The following is a 15,016-nucleotide window of genomic DNA, read 5'->3' as shown; positions in this document are numbered from 1 at the left end:
CGCGGCTGATGGCCGCTCCTACATGCCTTTGGCCATAAGGGGCTTTCTCGGCCAGTTCAGGGGCCTTCGCCATTGCATTGCCTTCTCGCCTGGCCCAATGTCGAAACAAGGTTCTTAAACCATGCAAGCCACTGCGCCGGCCATGGTAGCGGCCTCTGAGGCTAACCTTACCGCCACTTTTGCCCCGCTTCGGAGAGCCCCATGAACCCAACGGCACATAACGACCATACCCAGCACTCTCACGGCCAGGGGGAGCATGGCGGTCACGGGCACGGCGGTCACGGCCATGAAGGCCACAATCACGGCGCCATGATCGCCGACTTCCGCCGCCGGTTCTGGGTGTCGCTGGCGCTGACCGTGCCCATCCTGGCCCTGTCGCCCATGATCCAGGGCTTCATGGGCCTGGAGCAGGCGCTGGCCTTCGCCGGCGACCGCTACGTGCTGTTCGCCCTGTCGGCGGCGGTGTTCTTCTACGGCGGCTGGCCCTTCCTAACCGGCCTGGCCTCGGAGCTGGGCCAGCGCCAGCCAGGGATGATGACCCTGATCGCCCTTGCCATCTCGGTGGCCTTCGTCTACTCCTCCGCCGTGGTGTTCGGCCTGACCGGCCGGGTGTTCTTCTGGGAGCTGGCCACCTTGGTGGACGTCATGCTCCTGGGCCACTGGATCGAGATGCGCTCGGTGATGGGCGCCTCGGGGGCCCTGGAGGCCCTGGTGAAGCTCATGCCGGCCACCGCCCACCGCCTGGGCGAATCCGGGGACACCGAGGAGGTTTCGGTGGAGGAGCTGAGCCCCGGCAACCGGGTACTGGTCCGGCCGGGCGAGAAGATCCCCACCGACGGCGAGATCGTCGACGGCAAATCGAGCCTCAACGAGTCCATGCTCACGGGCGAGTCCCGGCCGGTGAGCAAGGGCCCGGGCGACGAGGTGATCGGCGGGGCGGTCAACGGCGAGGGCGCGCTCACCCTGGAAATCCGCAAGACCGGCGCGGACACCTACCTGTCCCAGGTCATCGAAATGGTGCGCCAGGCCAGGAGTCGCGCTCGCGCACCCAGAACCTGGCCAACCGGGCTGCCGCTTGGCTCACCTACATCGCCCTGACCGTGGGTGCGGTGACCCTGGCGGTTTGGCTGGCCGCGGGCTTCGCCTTCGACTTCTCCCTGGAGCGCATGGTCACGGTGATGGTCATCACCTGCCCGCACGCCCTTGGACTGGCCGTGCCCTTGGTGGTGGCGGTGTCCACCACCAAGGCCGCCAGCAACGGCCTCCTCATCCGCGACCGCTCCGCCTTCGAGCGGGCCAGGGACGTCGACGCCATCGTCTTCGACAAGACCGGCACCCTCACCGAAGGCCGCTTCGGGGTCAGCGAGGTGGTGGCCCTGGATAACCTGGGCGAGGACGAAGTCCTGGGGCTGGCGGCGGCACTGGAGCGGCAGTCCGAGCACCCCATCGCCCGCGGCATCCATGAAAGCGCCCAGGACCGAGACCTGTCGGTGCCCAAGGCCGCCGATTTCCAGAGCCTGCCCGGGGAAGGCGTCGAGGCCCGGGTGGACGGCGCCGACGTGCGCGTGGTCAGTCCCGGCACCATCGAGCGCCAGGGCCTGGCGATGGCCAGCGACCGCCCCGGCGAGCTGGCCGCCCAGGGCAAGACCGTGGTCTACGTGGTTCGCAACGGCGAGGCTGTGGGCGCCGTCGCCCTGGCCGACATCGTCCGCGAGGAATCGCGCGAGGCCATCGACCGCCTCAAGGCCATGGGTATCCAGTGCATGATGCTCACCGGCGATTCCGAGCAGGTGGCCCGGACGGTAGCGACCGAATTGGGCCTGGACGACTACTTCGCCGAGGTGCTGCCGGATCAGAAGGCAGCCCAAATCCGGGAGGTGAAGGAGCGCGGCCTGGCCGTGGCCATGGTGGGCGACGGCGTGAACGACGCCCCCGCCCTGGTGGAGGCGGACGTGGGCATCGCCATCGGCGCCGGCACCGACGTCGCCGTGGAGTCCGCAGACATCGTCCTGGTCAACTCCGATCCGCGCGACGTGGCCGCGGTCACCGAGCTGTCCGCCGCCACCTACCGCAAGATGATCCAGAACCTGTGGTGGGCCGCCGGCTACAACATCGTCGCCATCCCGCTCGCCGCCGGCGTGCTCTACGGGGTCGGCTTCCTGCTGCCGCCGGCGGCCGGCGCGGCGGTGATGTCGGTGTCCACCATCATCGTCGCCATCAACGCCAAGCTGCTGGAGCGGTTCCGGCCCAAGGGGGCCGCCGTCGAGGCGGCCTGACCATCAATCAAAAGGGAGGGTTTTCCTATGTACGGCTTCTCTACCCAGCTGAATACGACCTTTGCCGACGCCCGCGAGCGGGTGACCGAGGCCCTGCAGGCCGAGGGCTTCGGCGTCCTCACCGAGATCGACGTGGCCGACAAGCTGCACGAAAAGGTGGGCGCCGACCTGCGGCCCTATACCATCCTGGGTGCCTGCAACCCGCCGCTGGCGTACCAGGCGGTCCAGGCGGACCCCGACATCGGCATGCTGCTGCCGTGCAACGTCATCGTCCGCGAGGAGCCCGACGGCAGTCAGACGGTGGGCTTCATGGATCCCCAGGCCGTGATGAACCTCACCGACAATCCGGACATCGCCAAGGTAGCCGGCGAGGTCCGGGACCGATTAGACCGGGTGCGGGAGGCCTTGGCCAAGTGAGCTGCAAATGCCGGCCGTCCGTTTCAGGGGGGCGGATGGCGGGCTCGAGGTGCCACCCCCTACGGCCTCATCTTTTCCAATGGCAAAAAGGAGAAACGCCATGAACCGAGGCATTCGCAATATCGGCATGGTAGTGGGCACCCTGGCCGCCCTGGCCCTGGCGGGTCCGGCCAGCGCCGAGGAGCAGGACATGCCCATGATGAAGCAGGGCCACTCCGGCATGATGGGCGGCGGCATGGGCGGCCAAGGCCACATGAGCGGCATGATGGGTCAAGGTCAGGGCATGATGGGGGGCGGCATGATGGGCCCCGGCATGATGTCCGGCGGCATGGGCATGATGGGTCCTGGGCCCATGGCCCGGCTCGACCTGGACAGGAACCAGGTCGAGCAGATGAATGAGATTCACAAGGAGATGGCATCCAAGTGCGCCGACCGGATGGGCGACATGCGTCTCCGGCGCTGGGAGCTGTCCCAGGAGCTAGCCAAGGATGAGCCCAGCGCCCAGAAGGTGGGCAAGCTGTTCCTTCAGGTCCGGAAGAACCGCCAGCAGTTCATGCAGGAGCGCAAGGAGGGGATGCAACAGATGATGCAGAACCTCTCCGAGGAGCAGCGCGAACAGATGCAGGAGAGGATGCAGAACATGCGTCAGATGCGCATGGGCGGGGACAGCGGCAGCGGCAACATGCCCATGCATAACCGCTAACCGCTGCCTAGGCAGGCATGGGGCGCCGGCGGGACCTCCGGAGCTAGACTTCTCCCTCCGAGTCCGAATCGCCCTCCGGTCCTTCTTCCACTGGATGCCCCTCGGCCTTCCACTCCGGAAAACCGTACTCCAGGCGCCGGGCCTGGTAGCCCTGCTCCCGCAGCCGGGCCACCGCCTCGTAGGCCAGGACGCAGTAGGGCCCGCGGCAATAGGCCACCACCTCCTGGTCCTTCGGCAGCCCTTCCAGGCGCTCCCCAAGCTCCTGCAGGGGCACGTTGGCAGCTCCCGGCAGGTGGCCGTCCTCGTACTCCTCCGCCGGACGCACATCGAGCACGGTCACATCCCCCTCCTGGGCCCGCTCCAGGAGCTCCTCGGCGGCTAGGGGATCCATGCGGTCCTTGGTGGCGAGGTTGGAGCGGATGAGCTGCTCCACCTCGGCCAGGTTGCGCTCGCCGACCCGCCGCAAGGCCTCCAACAGCTCCACCACCTCATCGCCAGCGGCCTGGTAATAGACGTACAGCCCCTCCTTGCGGGTGGTCACCAGACCGGCCCGGCGCAGCTGCTGGAGGTGCTGGGAGGCGTTGGCCACCGACAGCCCCGAGACCTGGGCCAGGGCCTCCACGCTGCGCTCCCCCTGGGCCAGGTACTCGAGCAGCTCCAGCCGATTGGGATTGGACAGGGCCTTGCCCACGCGCGCGAACTGCTCGGAAAGCTGGTGCTTGAAGTCGCTGCTCATGGCCGTTCCACTATTTGACTAACCAATTGAACAAGGATAGGTTATTTGCCGTCTAAACATAACCCCAAGCTAAACACCGCCCAAGGTCCCGACACCATGACCGTCTCGGAGCTGATATTCGCCTATGAGGCCCAGATCCGCCTAGGCATCTTCATCGGCGTCCTGGTGCTTTTCGGCCTGCTGGAGGCTGCCAACCCCCGACGCAAGCGCAACCTGAGGCGTGGCGTGCGCTGGCTCAATAACCTGGGCCTGGTGGCCCTGAACACCGTGGTACTGCGGCTGTTGTTCCCGGCCGCGGCGGTGGGCGCCGCGGTGATGGCCGAACAGCAAGGCTGGGGCCTGCTCAATCAGTGGCCCGTTCCCTATGCGGTGGCCGTGGCCGCCACGGTGATTGCCATGGACCTGATCGTCTACCTGCAGCACGTGATGTTCCACGCGGTCCCAGCGCTGTGGCGCCTGCACCGGGTCCATCATGCCGATCTCGACTTCGACCTCACCACCGGCCTGCGCTTTCACCCCATCGAGATCATCCTGTCCATGGTGCTCAAGCTGGGCGCGGTGACGGCGCTGGGGGCCCCCGCCCTGGGCGTTCTGATCTTCGAGGTCCTGCTCAACGCCACGGCGATATTCAACCATTCCAACCTCCGCCTGCCCCGCGGCCTCGACCGGGTGCTGCGCTGGATCGTGGTGACCCCGGACATGCATCGGGTCCACCACTCGGTCGAGGGCGACGAGACCAACAGCAACTTCGGCTTCAACCTGCCCTGGTGGGACCGGCTGCTGGGCACCTACCGCGACCAGCCCCGCAAGGGCCACGAGGGCATGGCCATCGGCATCCACAGCGTCGCCCAGCCGCGCACGGCCGAGTGGCTCGACGGCATGCTGGTGACCATCCCGTTCCGGGGCGGCACGCCCGAGTACCCCATCAACCAGCGCTTCAAGGAGAAAACCGATGACGCCTAGACGCCTGCGCTGGGTCCTGGGGCTGCTGCTGATCGCCGTGATCGGGGTGGGGCTAGTCTACCGCGGCCGCATCGACCCCGGCGATATCGAGGCCTGGATCCAGGGAGCGGGAGCGCTGGCGCCGCTGCTGTTCCTGGGGATCTACATCCTCGGGGCGGTGGCCTTCATTCCTGGGTCGGTCCTGACCCTGGCCGGAGGGGCCCTGTTCGGACCGGTCCTGGGGACGGCCGTGAATCTGGCCGGGGCCACTGTCGGCGGCACCCTGGCCTTTTTGATCGCCCGCTACCTGGCCTCGGACTGGGCGGCGGCCAAGGCCGGCGGCCGGCTCAAGCAGCTCAAGGAAGGGGTGGAGGCAGAGGGCTGGCGGTTCGTGGCCTTCACCCGGCTGGTGCCGCTATTCCCCTTCAATCTGCTCAACTACGCCCTGGGGCTGACCCGCATCGGGGTGGTGCCTTACGTGGTGGCCACCCTAGTGTGCATGGCCCCCGGGGCGCTGGCCTACACCTATCTGGGCTACGTCGGCCGGGAGGCGGCGAGCGGCGCCGAGGGCCTGATCCAGAAGGGCCTGATCGGCCTGGCCCTGCTGGCGGTGGCTGCGTTCCTGCCGCGGCTGGTGGCCAGGCTGCGGCGGCGGCCCATGCTTGATCCGGAAGATGTGGAGCGCCGGCGCCAGGCCGGCGAGGACCTGGTACTGCTGGACGTGCGCTCGCCGGAGGAGCTCACCGGGGAGCTGGGCCAGGTCCGGGGGATCCGCAACATCCCCGTCGACGAGCTGGAGGACCGCCTCGACGAGCTCGCCGAGGCCACCGAGCAGCCCATCGCCGTGCTGTGCAAGACGGATCGGCGCTCGGCCAAGGCCGCCGACATCCTCGCCCGCAACGGCTTCGCCGACGTCCACGTGGTGCGTGGCGGCATGACCGCCTGGAACCGGGTGGGCCTGCCGGTGGCCGGCGGCGATTCCAATCACCACCACCCCGAGGAGGCAGCCGGATGACCCAGGCCACCCTCGTCACCGTCCAGACCGATCCCGCCGCCGACCCCGGCCCGGTTTCGCCGATCTAAGCTACTACGGGGGGGCGCCTTTAGGCGCACACCCCGGGGCCACCGGGGAGGCCCTGCGCTTCGCCGGCGCCGCCCTGGCCGAGGGCCACGCCGTCCGGGTCCACCTGCTGCGGGGCGCAGTCGCCCTCGCCGCGGAGGGCGCCCATCCCGAGCAGGGCGAGCTGATGGCCGAGCTCATGGCGGCCGATATGGCCGTCTCCGCCTGCGGCAAGGCTCTCGACGAGCTCGGCGTCACTGACGCCGATCTGCGCCCCGGCATCGAGCGCGGCTCCATGAAGGCCCTGGCCGCCTGGACCGCCGAAAGCGACAGCGTGCTCTCGTTCTGACCGGCCCCGACATTCATCCGTTTAACCCACCAACGAGGGGACCGTCCATGTCCGTTCCGAACGCTTCCCGCCGCGCCGCAACCGGCCTCCTGTTCCTCGGCGGCCTGACCCTGGCCGCGCCAGCAGCGGCCAAGGATGCCGTGGAATCGGCACTGTCCGAGCACTTCGCCTTCGAGGCCTACAGCGACGGCAACGTCCGGCCTGAGCAGATCACCCCGGACCTGTGGGACCGCTTCGTCATCGTCGACACCCGCGACGCCGGTCAGTACGAGGAGAACCACATTCCCGGGGCCATCCACGTGGAATGGCGCACGGTCCTCGACAACCGCGACCGTCTGCCCAAGGACAAGCCCCTCCTGCTGTACTGCAACACCTCCAGCCTGTCGGCGCAGGCTGCGCTGGCGCTCAAGCTCGTGGGCTACACCAACGTCAAGGTCCTGGCCGGCGGCTTCGACGCCTGGAAGGCCAAGGCGGCTTCGAGGCGTACAAGGAGTTGGAATAAGCCGGCACACCCATCAGCGCAACCGCCTCATCCGCCCCGGCTCAGGAAGGCGGTAGCAAGCGAGGGGATTGACAGGCCCTACTACCTATTTTTCAATTAACTTCTTTAAAATTGGCTCTCCGGTTCGGTCAGGAAGTATGCCGGAAGTCGGGCTCGAGTCCTGTGGGAGCGGCCATTGGCCGCGACAGGAAGGGCCTGCCATCCGGGTCGGGGCTGGTAGCCCCTCCCACAACCGCCATCCATCCCTGAATGAGGCGGATAGGCCGTTTTTGAAAAAGCACGCATGCATGGCCAGTTGCCTCGCCCCCTCGACCCCCAACCAGTGAAAGGGTCCGTGATGCGCGCTCTCCTGCCGTTTGCCTTCGCTTTGCTCTTGGTAACCGTGCCCCTGACCGGCACCGCCCAGCCCACCAATGCCCGCGCCCTTGAGGGGGTGGAGGACGGCAAGGTGGTGTGGAACATCACCCTGTCCAAGCCCCGCCCGCTTGCCCTCCAGATGAAGGTCCTCCACCAGACCTACAAGGACCTCAAGGAGGCGGACCTGGACCCGAAGATGGTCCTCGCCTTCCACGGGCGCAATGTCCACTACCTGACCGAGGATCTGTCCGAGATCCCGCTGGACATCGAGGAGCCGGTGAAGGACTTCCGGGCCAACCTGGAAAACCTCCTCGGCCTCGACGGAGTCCGGGTGGAGGCCTGTGCCCTCGCCAACCAGGCCTTCGGTGTGGACAATGACGCCATTCAGGAGGAGGTCGCAGTAGTGGCCAACAGCTACGCCTCCTTCATCGGTTATCAGAAGAAGGGCTACGCCATCATCGGCATCCACTGATCGTGGGCGGAACCGGTCCGCGGCCCCCATGCCCACTCTGGAAGCCTCCCGCCCGAGGCTCGCGCCACCGGCGAGGAGCACCGGGCCGGGCTGAGGGATCACCACCGGGGGCGAGCAGTGCCGAGTGGTAACCACCCCAAGGCCGGCAACGGCACCCTGCCCGTCCCCGACGGCATGGATCCGGGCGCGCATTCGGCGGGAGGCGGCCTGCCCGCCGACTGGCCCTCCCCGCGCTACCACGAGCTGGTGGCCGAAATGGGCCAGTACATCGGCCGGGAGGTCTACCTCTCGGGATTCTCCTTCCCCGGTGGCTTCGTCAAGGAGGGCCAGCCCTACCTGCTGCAGGAGGTGGTCGCCTACCCGACGCCCGGGGACCACCCCCATCCCGCCAAGCGGGCCTATCCCTACATGCTGGTCCTAGAGTCGGTGCCCCCGCCCGGGGCGGATGACCGCTACTGGCGGGCCAGCCACTTCCACGGCGGGGCGGTGAACCTGGCCCACGTGGCCGCCTTCACCACCACCGCCTTTCCCGAGGCTCCGGACCAGTTCCTGTTCGCCAATCTCCAGCTCCTGGCCCAATACCACGGGGTGACCCCGCGCCATCTGCTGGCTGCAGGCACGGTGCCGGCAGCGGCCGTCGCCGACCCGGGGACGGATCCGCAGCGCCTGGCTCCCCCCGACGGTGGCGAGCCCGGGGACCGGGGCCGCTGCGCGGAATGGCGCCGAGGCCAGCAGGCGGGACTTAACCGGCCGCATCCGGCAGGGGCAGCCGGAGGGTCACGCTCAGCCCGCGCCGTTGTCGGTTCGCCACCTCCAGGCGGCCGCCGTGGGCCTCTATCACCCGGCGCGTGACCGCCAGCCCCAGGCCGAATCCCGCCTGACCTTCCGCCTCCCCGCCCCGGCTGAAGGCCTCCAGGAGCCGGGCCGTCTCCCCCTCCGCCATGCCCGGCCCTTCGTCCGTTATGCGCGCCGCCGCCTTCCGGAAGGACCGGGGGCGAGATCCGGCAGGCCATGCAGGCATGGCACCTAGGAGGAAACCGTCCGATCCTTCGCGGGTCAACAGGGCGAGCCCCTGCCCGCCGTGCGCCGGGCGGCGGAGACGGGCGACCGTACCCGGGTCCTCCTCCGCCTGAGCGAGGCGGTGACCAGCTGCAATAACTGTCACAATGCCTTCCGGCTGGTGGAGTGGCCGCGGGATCGCCACTACGACATGCCCGAGCCCGTGGCGCCGCCGGAAGGCGCGGGCGGATAGCCGGGGACAGGCGTCGGGGCCAGTGGCCCCTCCCACAACCGCTTTTGGTCCGGGGGCACCGCCTCACCTGTCGGAGGGGCTTTTAGCCCGACCCGGTGTGAAGGGCTCGTTGACCGCGATCATTGACCCCTTTTACGAGGGGCGCCACCTTGGGCTTCCTCGGCCTCCCCCAGTGGGACGGATTGCCTGTTTCCTGAGCATCGATCCGGACGCCATTCCGCCGATCGAAAAGGCAGCGCATACCCCATGACCACCCGCCATGCCGTTCGCTGGTCGCTGGCCGGCCTGGCCGTGGCCCTGCTCGCCGCGGGCACGGTCTACTTCGTCGTCCTGCGTCCCGTTTTCGTACCGGTGGTGGCCGCCGAGCCCGGCGAGCTGCGCCCCACGCTGGGGGTACCGGGTACCGTGGAGGCGCGCCTGGAGTATACCGTGGGCGCCCGGATCGCCAGCGAGGTCGAGGCGATCCACGTTGACCAGCGGGACCGGGTGGCGCCGGGCCAGCCCCTGGTGGCGCTCGATGACCGCGAGCTGCGCGCCGCCGTCCGCCAGGCCGAGGCTTCCCTGGCCGCTGCCCGCAAGCAGGCGGAAGCCGCCCGCAGCGCCGTGGACAAGGCGCGGGCGGAGCTGGAACGGGCCCGCCGGGACCACCGGCGCAACCGGGAATCGGACGAGTTCGTCTCGGCCAAGGATCTGGACGCCAGCGAGACCGCCCTGCGCTCGGCCCGGGCGGCCCGGGAAGGGGCCCGGGCCGATCTCGCCGCCCGCGAGGCCGAGGTGGCCCGGGCCGAGGCCGCCCTGGAAGAGGCCCGCACCCGGCTGGGCCATGCGCGGGTCACCGCTCAGAGGCCCGCCCTGGTCATCGAGCGGCAGGCGGAGCCCGGGGAGGCCGTGCAGCCCGGAACGCCCCTGCTGCGGGTGATCGACCCGGATACCCTGTGGGTCACCGCGCGGGTGGACGAGACGGTGGTGGGCCGGGTGGCCGAGGGCCAGCCGGCCCGGATCCGCCTGCGCTCGGGGGCGGAGCTGGCGGGGGAGGTAGCCCGGGTGGAGCCCCTGTCCGACCCCGCCACCCGTGAGCTGGCGGTGGACATCGCCTTCCGGGAGCCCCCGGAGCGGATCATCCTGAACGAGGAGGCCCGGGTCACCATCCGCACGGAGACCGTTTCCGGCCTTGTCGTCCCGGCCTCGGCCATTGTCTACCGGGCCGGCCAGGCCCATGTTCTGATCACGGTCGACGGCCGCGCCCGCCTTCGACCTGTAAAGCTAGCGGCTACCGAGGGGGATCGGGCCCTGGTGCGCGAAGGCCTGGAGGCGGGCGCCCGGATCATCACCGCCCCCGGGTCAGTGGCGGCCGGGGACCGGGTCGCGCCCTCGTCCGGCGAGGGCGGCTGAATGGACCTCGCCGTCCGCGACGCCCGTCAGCACCTGGGCAAATTCCTCGCCACCACGGTGGGGGTGGGCCTACTGGTGGCCATCGTGCTCATCATGAACGGCATCTTCCGAGGCAACATCGCCGACGGCCTGTGGCTGGCCAGCCACTCCGGGGCGGACCTGTGGGTGGTGCAGCGCGACCGGGGCGGGCCCTTCAACGAATCCTCCCGCATCCCCGAGGACCTCAAGCACAGCGTCCAGGCCACCCCCGGCGTGGCCCGGGCCGATCCCTTCATCAGCTACGGCGTGCAGCGGGAGCTGGCCGGCGAGGAGCGCCAGTTCACCATCGTGGGCTACGAGGTCTTCGGCGGCATGGGCGGGCCCGACCGGATCACCGCCGGCCGCCCCATCCGGGCCACCCATTACGAGGTGGTGGCCAATGTCGACCTCGGCTTGTCCGTGGGGGATTCCATCCATCTCGGGATCCACGATTACACCGTGGTGGGCCTCACCGACCAGGGCGTGGATACGGGCGGCAACCCAGTGCTGTACTTGGCCCTGCCCGACGCCCAGAGAGTCCTCTACCGCATCGACAATCGGGCCCGGGAAGCGCAAGAAGCGCGGGATCGGGACCGGCTGGCGGAGGCGGGCTACCGCGGCGCGGAAGCGGAGCGCCTCCTTGCCCTGCTGGGGGATTCCACCAGCACCATCAGCGCGGTTCTGGTGGAGCTTGCCCCGGCGGCGGGCCCCAGCCGGGTGGCCGCCCACATCGAGGACTGGCTCTACCAGAGCGTCTATTCCACAGCCGAGCAGCGCGCCCTGCTCATGCAGGGCCGGCTGCAATCCATGACCGCCGTCCTGGGCGTCTTCCGCAGCCTTCTGATCGGCGTCGCCATCGTCATCATTGCCCTGCTGCTGTACGTGCTGACCCTGGACAAGCTGCGGGCCATCGCCACCCTCAAGCTCATGGGCGCCGGCAACTGGGTGATCGTCCGGCTCACCCTGGAGCAGTCCCTGGTCATCACGGTGGCCAGCTTCGGCCTGGCCTACGGACTGGTCCTGGCGATCAAGGACGACTTCCCGCGCCGCCTGGTGCTGCTGCCCGCGGACACCGCCACCACCTTCGCCATCCTGTTCGTCGGCGGGGTGCTGGCCAGCCTGGTGGGCATCCGCAAGGCCCTGCGCACGCCGCCTGCAGCGGCCCTGGCGGGCTAGCCCCATGACCCCCCCGGCCCCACAAGGCCCCGGTTCCGGCGAGCCGGCCGCAGAAACGATCCTGACGGTTACCGGTGTCGACAAGGTCTTCGGCAGCGGCGAGCTGGCGGTTACCGCCCTGCGGGATGTCTCTTTCGCGGTGCAGCCAGGCGAGCTCATGGCCCTGCTCGGCCCGAGCGGCTCGGGCAAGAGCACTCTGCTGCTGTGCGTCAGCCTGGTGGAGGAGCCCACCGCCGGGACCATCACCATCGGCGGCACCACCCTCTACGACGGCGGCTGGACCGGCTTGGATCTGCGCGCCTTCCGGCGCCGCAACATCGGCTTCATCTTCCAGGGGTCCAACCTGATCCCCTTCCTGAGCGCGCGCGAGAACATCGAGCTGGCCCTGGAGCTCAACCGGGTGCCGCGGAGCCGGGCCCGGAAGCGGGCGGGGGAGCTGCTGGACTACCTGGAGATCGGTCACCGCGCGGAGGCGCTACCCGCGGCCATGTCGGGCGGTGAGCAGCAACGGGTGGCCATCGGCCGGGCCCTGGCCAACGAGCCGCCGCTGATCCTGGCCGACGAGCCCACCGCCTCCCTGGACACCGAGCGCGGCTTCCGGGTCATGGGGCTGCTCAAGGACATCGCCCGCGACAGCCGCTCGGCGGTGATCGCCGTCACCCACGACGAGCGCATGATCGAGGGCTTTGACACCATCCGCCGCCTGGCCGACGGCCGCCTCACGGAGGACGCCGCCGGCCCGCGGGCGTCGGGGGAAGGGAAGGGCGGGTGACGGCGATCGCGGCGGCTGGCGGGGCGATCTTCCTGCTTGCCGCTGCGTTCTCCATGCTCGGCCTGGGCGGGGCCATCCTGTACGTGCCCCTGTTGGTGGGCCTGGGCTTCGACCTCAAGGCCGTCGCCATCCCCACCGCCCTGTGGCTGAACGGGGTCACGGTGCTGTCGGCGGCCCTGTATTACCTCCGCGCCGGACTGGCCGACCTCCGGGGTGGCTGGCCCATGGCCGTCGCCGCCATGCTGGGGGCCCCGCTGGGCGCCGGTTTGACCGGCGTGGCTCCCGAGCGGGCCCTGCTGGAACTGTTCGCCCTAGCGCTGGTGGTGGCCGCGGTCCACATGGGACGGCCGGGCGCCGATACCCGACCCTAAGATCAGGTGCCGGGCCGTCGCCATCCCGCCCTTATGGCGGCGATCGGCTTCCCCGTGGGGGTCGTCGCCGGTCTGCTGGGCATCGGCGGAGGCTGACAGCCCTCCTGGCCGCCGGCTACGGCGCCAAGCGGGCGGCGCCCACCACCGCGCTGGTGGGCGTCCTGCCCTCCTTCGCCGGGTTCGCCGGACACGCCCTCCGGGTCAAGCTAGACCCCCTGCTGATGCTTGGCGCCACCGCTGCCGTCATCGCCGGAAGCCAGCTGGGCCCCCGGATCATGCACCGCCGCCTGTCTTCCCGAGCGGTTCGGCTCAGTTTCGCCCTCCTGCTGCTGGGGGTGGCGGCCCGGATGGCCCTGGAGGCCTGGAGCGGCTGAAGGGTACCGTTGACGGAACCCCCCATCTATAGTATTCAACAGGTTGATTGAATTTAATCTTCCCATACCTGCACCCGGGGATCCCCAGTGAGCTCGACCCGATCCGCCCGCCTCGCCACCCGCTGCGTCCACGCCGGCGAAGCCGATGAGGCCCACGGCAGCCCGCACACGCCGCTGTACACCACCACCTTCGGCTTCCCGGACACCGGGGCCGTGCTCGACGCGGTGGAGGGGCGCAGCATCGCCAGCCTCTACACCGGCAAGGGTATGAACCCCACCATCCGGGCCCTGGAGACCAAGCTGGCCAGCCGGGAGGAGGCAGAAGGGGCGGCCCTGGTCTTTGTCGAGACCCCCACAAACCCGGCCCTGTGGGAGGAATTCATTCTCGCCGACAGGTTGCGAAGGCACTCGGGGCCTGGATGGGATGAGCAAGGCCCGCACCATTGCTGGAAGACAGCGGCTTGGCTGCCCCCTGAGGCGGCCCAGCATGGGAGAGTCCTGGCATGACCCGCAAGGACCACTGGGAGCAAATCTACCGCGACAAGGGCGAAGACGAGGTCTCCTGGCACCAGGAGCAACCCCTGATGTCGGTGCGGCTCATTGAGCGAACGGGGCTAACCCCGGACGAGCCCGTCATCGACGTGGGCGGCGGCGCCTCTCACCTGGTGGACGCCCTGCTAGCACAGGGGTATTCGGACGTGACCGTGCTGGACCTGGCGGCGAGCGCCCTGGATCAGGCCCGGTCCCGCCTGGGCGAGCGCGCGGAGGCGGTGCACTGGATCGAGGCCGATGCCACCACCTGGCAGCCGGAGCGCACCTACCGCCTGTGGCATGACCGGGCAGTGTTCCACTTCCTCACCGAGTCGGCCGATCGCGCCGCCTACCTGGCCAACCTGGAGGCCGCCGTCCCCGCGGGCGGCTTTGCCGTCATTGCCACCTTCGGCCCGGAGGGGCCGCAGCGCTGCAGCGGCTTGCCGGTGGTTCGCTACTCGCCGGCGTCCCTGCAGGCCACCCTGGGGACCGGGTTCGAGCAAGTGGCCGTGGAGGCGGAGGAGCACCGCACCCCCGGCGGCCAGCCCCAGCAGTTCGTGGGCTGCCTCTTCCGGCGGGTCTAGGGCCTCATTCGGCGGGGTCGGACAGCGCCGCCACCAGGGCGCACCCGGCCTGCTCGCCACGGTGACAGCGGCGCTCCAGCTCCCCCAGCTCGGCCTCCATGGCCGCCAGGTCGCGGATGCGGGTTTGGATCTCGGCCCGCTTGGCGGCTGCCCGCTCCCGGACCTCATCGCAGGCGCCGTCACCCAGCGCCAACAGCTCGGCCACCTCGCGCAGGGTGAAACCGAGCCGTTGGGCCCGCTGGATGAAGCGCAGACGGGCCACCGCCTCCTCGCCGTAGGTGCGGAAACCGGCCCGGGGCTTCGGCGGCTCGGGCATCAGCCCCCGCCGCTGGTAATAGCGCACGGTCTCCACATTCACCCCCGCCTCCGCGGCCAGCCGGCCGATGGTGCGCTCACCGCTCACGGGCCTTCCTCCCCGAGCAGGGCGGCCCATACCGCCCCCCCCAGGCAATGGCCCTCCTCCAGACCCATCAGGCGCACCCCCGGGCGCTGCCGCTGCCAGCGCTCACCGGCCCGGGAATCCACCAGAAACCGGACGTCGCAGCAGAAGGCGTGGCGGACATCGGCGCGGGCCGCCCCGGGGTCGGGCACCGTAATCGCCAGCCGAATGTCCTCGGGCTCGGCGTCCAGCACCCCTTCCGGGGCCACCCGCAGGCGGATGTCGTCGCCGCTTTCCGGACACAGGCTGGTCACCTCCGCTTCCTCGCCGATGAGCCCGGGCAGGAACAGGGC

General features: G+C 69.7%; 20 protein-coding genes and 1 pseudogene. 17 read left to right on the top strand and 4 right to left on the bottom strand.

Annotated features, from left to right (window positions below; translation table 11 throughout):
* Positions 1 to 201: 201 nt before the first annotated feature.
* The 3 genes and pseudogenes from V5A19_RS14325 (at position 202) to V5A19_RS06045 (ending at position 3,396) form a co-directional block, all read left to right on the top strand.
* A pseudogene (locus tag V5A19_RS14325) lies at positions 202 to 2,276 on the top strand (copper-translocating P-type ATPase).
* Between the two features lie 27 nt (positions 2,277 to 2,303).
* Positions 2,304 to 2,693 (top strand): DUF302 domain-containing protein, encoded by a 390-nt coding sequence (locus V5A19_RS06050; protein WP_332318379.1) that lies wholly within the window; start codon positions 2,304 to 2,306, stop codon positions 2,691 to 2,693.
* A gap of 100 nt (positions 2,694 to 2,793) precedes the next feature.
* Positions 2,794 to 3,396 carry a Spy/CpxP family protein refolding chaperone gene (locus V5A19_RS06045; protein WP_332318378.1) on the top strand — a complete coding sequence of 201 codons (603 nt, stop codon included), beginning with the start codon at positions 2,794 to 2,796 and terminating at the stop codon, positions 3,394 to 3,396.
* A gap of 43 nt (positions 3,397 to 3,439) precedes the next feature.
* Here the strand turns inward: V5A19_RS06045 and V5A19_RS06040 are convergent, their stop codons facing one another.
* The gene (locus tag V5A19_RS06040; RefSeq protein WP_332318377.1) at positions 3,440 to 4,132 is read right to left on the bottom strand and encodes an ArsR/SmtB family transcription factor; all 693 of its coding nucleotides are present in this window, start codon (positions 4,130 to 4,132) and stop codon (positions 3,440 to 3,442) included.
* A gap of 96 nt (positions 4,133 to 4,228) precedes the next feature.
* Between V5A19_RS06040 and V5A19_RS06035 the strand changes: the two genes are divergently transcribed.
* From V5A19_RS06035 to V5A19_RS06010, 6 genes are all read left to right on the top strand, one after another.
* On the top strand, positions 4,229 to 5,095 hold the full coding sequence (locus tag V5A19_RS06035; protein ID WP_443081426.1) for a sterol desaturase family protein: 867 nt from the start codon (positions 4,229 to 4,231) through the stop codon (positions 5,093 to 5,095).
* Positions 5,085 to 6,089: a VTT domain-containing protein gene (locus V5A19_RS06030; protein ID WP_332318375.1), complete on the top strand. Its 1,005-nt coding sequence runs from the start codon at positions 5,085 to 5,087 to the stop codon at positions 6,087 to 6,089. The genes V5A19_RS06035 and V5A19_RS06030 overlap by 11 nt, the downstream gene beginning before the upstream one ends.
* Positions 6,052 to 6,483 carry a DsrE family protein gene (locus V5A19_RS06025; protein ID WP_332318435.1) on the top strand — a complete coding sequence of 144 codons (432 nt, stop codon included), beginning with the start codon at positions 6,052 to 6,054 and terminating at the stop codon, positions 6,481 to 6,483. The genes V5A19_RS06030 and V5A19_RS06025 overlap by 38 nt, the downstream gene beginning before the upstream one ends.
* A gap of 47 nt (positions 6,484 to 6,530) precedes the next feature.
* On the top strand, positions 6,531 to 7,085 hold the full coding sequence (locus V5A19_RS06020) for a rhodanese-like domain-containing protein (protein ID WP_332318374.1): 555 nt from the start codon (positions 6,531 to 6,533) through the stop codon (positions 7,083 to 7,085).
* Positions 7,086 to 7,322: 237 nt separating this feature from the next.
* Positions 7,323 to 7,814 carry a DsrE family protein gene (locus V5A19_RS06015; RefSeq protein WP_332318434.1) on the top strand — a complete coding sequence of 164 codons (492 nt, stop codon included), beginning with the start codon at positions 7,323 to 7,325 and terminating at the stop codon, positions 7,812 to 7,814.
* 117 nt (positions 7,815 to 7,931) lie between these two features.
* Positions 7,932 to 8,666: a hypothetical protein gene (locus tag V5A19_RS06010; protein ID WP_332318372.1), complete on the top strand. Its 735-nt coding sequence runs from the start codon at positions 7,932 to 7,934 to the stop codon at positions 8,664 to 8,666.
* Here V5A19_RS06010 and V5A19_RS14320 read toward each other — a convergent pair.
* Positions 8,557 to 8,835: a sensor histidine kinase gene (locus V5A19_RS14320; protein ID WP_443081425.1), complete on the bottom strand. Its 279-nt coding sequence runs from the start codon at positions 8,833 to 8,835 to the stop codon at positions 8,557 to 8,559. The two genes, V5A19_RS06010 and V5A19_RS14320, sit on opposite strands and share 110 nt — an antisense overlap.
* A gap of 60 nt (positions 8,836 to 8,895) precedes the next feature.
* Here V5A19_RS14320 and V5A19_RS06005 point away from each other — a divergent pair, with 60 nt between their 5' ends.
* The 8 genes from V5A19_RS06005 (at position 8,896) to V5A19_RS05970 (ending at position 14,284) form a co-directional block, all read left to right on the top strand.
* The gene (locus V5A19_RS06005) at positions 8,896 to 9,066 is read left to right on the top strand and encodes a hypothetical protein (protein WP_332318371.1); all 171 of its coding nucleotides are present in this window, start codon (positions 8,896 to 8,898) and stop codon (positions 9,064 to 9,066) included.
* A 246-nt stretch (positions 9,067 to 9,312) separates the two neighbouring features.
* Positions 9,313 to 10,458, top strand: a complete 1,146-nt coding sequence (locus tag V5A19_RS06000) for an efflux RND transporter periplasmic adaptor subunit (RefSeq protein WP_332318370.1) — start codon at positions 9,313 to 9,315, stop codon at positions 10,456 to 10,458.
* Positions 10,459 to 11,652, top strand: coding sequence for an ABC transporter permease (locus V5A19_RS05995; RefSeq protein WP_332318369.1), 1,194 nt, complete (start codon positions 10,459 to 10,461; stop codon positions 11,650 to 11,652).
* A gap of 4 nt (positions 11,653 to 11,656) precedes the next feature.
* Positions 11,657 to 12,424 (top strand): ABC transporter ATP-binding protein, encoded by a 768-nt coding sequence (locus V5A19_RS05990; RefSeq protein WP_332327737.1) that lies wholly within the window; start codon positions 11,657 to 11,659, stop codon positions 12,422 to 12,424.
* Positions 12,421 to 12,795: a sulfite exporter TauE/SafE family protein gene (locus tag V5A19_RS05985; RefSeq protein ID WP_332318367.1), complete on the top strand. Its 375-nt coding sequence runs from the start codon at positions 12,421 to 12,423 to the stop codon at positions 12,793 to 12,795. The genes V5A19_RS05990 and V5A19_RS05985 overlap by 4 nt, the downstream gene beginning before the upstream one ends.
* A gap of 92 nt (positions 12,796 to 12,887) precedes the next feature.
* A complete protein-coding gene (locus tag V5A19_RS05980; RefSeq protein ID WP_332318433.1) occupies positions 12,888 to 13,169 on the top strand; it encodes a TSUP family transporter in 282 nt (93 codons plus the stop codon).
* 87 nt (positions 13,170 to 13,256) lie between these two features.
* Positions 13,257 to 13,676, top strand: a complete 420-nt coding sequence (locus V5A19_RS05975; RefSeq protein ID WP_332318366.1) for a hypothetical protein — start codon at positions 13,257 to 13,259, stop codon at positions 13,674 to 13,676.
* Positions 13,673 to 14,284: a class I SAM-dependent methyltransferase gene (locus tag V5A19_RS05970; RefSeq protein ID WP_332318365.1), complete on the top strand. Its 612-nt coding sequence runs from the start codon at positions 13,673 to 13,675 to the stop codon at positions 14,282 to 14,284. The genes V5A19_RS05975 and V5A19_RS05970 overlap by 4 nt, the downstream gene beginning before the upstream one ends.
* A 4-nt stretch (positions 14,285 to 14,288) precedes the next feature.
* On the opposite strand, the gene V5A19_RS05965 is transcribed toward V5A19_RS05970, so the two are convergent.
* Entirely contained in the window at positions 14,289 to 14,717 is a 429-nt protein-coding gene (locus V5A19_RS05965) for a MerR family DNA-binding protein (protein WP_443081424.1), read from the bottom strand.
* Positions 14,684 to 15,016 (bottom strand): organomercurial lyase (gene merB, locus V5A19_RS05960; protein WP_332318363.1); only part of this gene is annotated, 333 nt, incomplete at its 5' end. The genes merB and V5A19_RS05965, both read right to left, overlap by 34 nt.

Origin of the sequence: Thiohalorhabdus sp., from assembly GCF_036628635.1 — a bacterium.
Classification (GTDB): domain Bacteria; phylum Pseudomonadota; class Gammaproteobacteria; order Thiohalorhabdales; family Thiohalorhabdaceae; genus Thiohalorhabdus.
This window is presented reverse-complemented; position numbering and strand designations above follow the sequence as displayed.

Bases quoted from the DNA above. Each gene is read 5' to 3' on its own strand.
- V5A19_RS06040 (WP_332318377.1), bottom strand. From the start codon at position 4,132: ATGAGCAGCGACTTCAAGCACCAGCTTTCCGAGCAGTTCGCGCGCGTG.
- V5A19_RS05970 (WP_332318365.1), top strand. From the start codon at position 13,673: ATGACCCGCAAGGACCACTGGGAGCAAATCTACCGCGACAAGGGCGAA.
- V5A19_RS06050 (WP_332318379.1), top strand. From the start codon at position 2,304: ATGTACGGCTTCTCTACCCAGCTGAATACGACCTTTGCCGACGCCCGC.
- V5A19_RS05990 (WP_332327737.1), top strand. From the start codon at position 11,657: ATGACCCCCCCGGCCCCACAAGGCCCCGGTTCCGGCGAGCCGGCCGCA.
- V5A19_RS06020 (WP_332318374.1), top strand. From the start codon at position 6,531: ATGTCCGTTCCGAACGCTTCCCGCCGCGCCGCAACCGGCCTCCTGTTC.
- V5A19_RS06000 (WP_332318370.1), top strand. From the start codon at position 9,313: ATGACCACCCGCCATGCCGTTCGCTGGTCGCTGGCCGGCCTGGCCGTG.
- V5A19_RS14320 (WP_443081425.1), bottom strand. From the start codon at position 8,835: ATGCCTGCATGGCCTGCCGGATCTCGCCCCCGGTCCTTCCGGAAGGCG.
- V5A19_RS06030 (WP_332318375.1), top strand. From the start codon at position 5,085: ATGACGCCTAGACGCCTGCGCTGGGTCCTGGGGCTGCTGCTGATCGCC.
- V5A19_RS05995 (WP_332318369.1), top strand. From the start codon at position 10,459: ATGGACCTCGCCGTCCGCGACGCCCGTCAGCACCTGGGCAAATTCCTC.
- V5A19_RS06015 (WP_332318434.1), top strand. From the start codon at position 7,323: ATGCGCGCTCTCCTGCCGTTTGCCTTCGCTTTGCTCTTGGTAACCGTG.
- V5A19_RS06045 (WP_332318378.1), top strand. From the start codon at position 2,794: ATGAACCGAGGCATTCGCAATATCGGCATGGTAGTGGGCACCCTGGCC.
- V5A19_RS05965 (WP_443081424.1), bottom strand. From the start codon at position 14,717: ATGGGCCGCCCTGCTCGGGGAGGAAGGCCCGTGAGCGGTGAGCGCACC.
- V5A19_RS06035 (WP_443081426.1), top strand. From the start codon at position 4,229: ATGACCGTCTCGGAGCTGATATTCGCCTATGAGGCCCAGATCCGCCTA.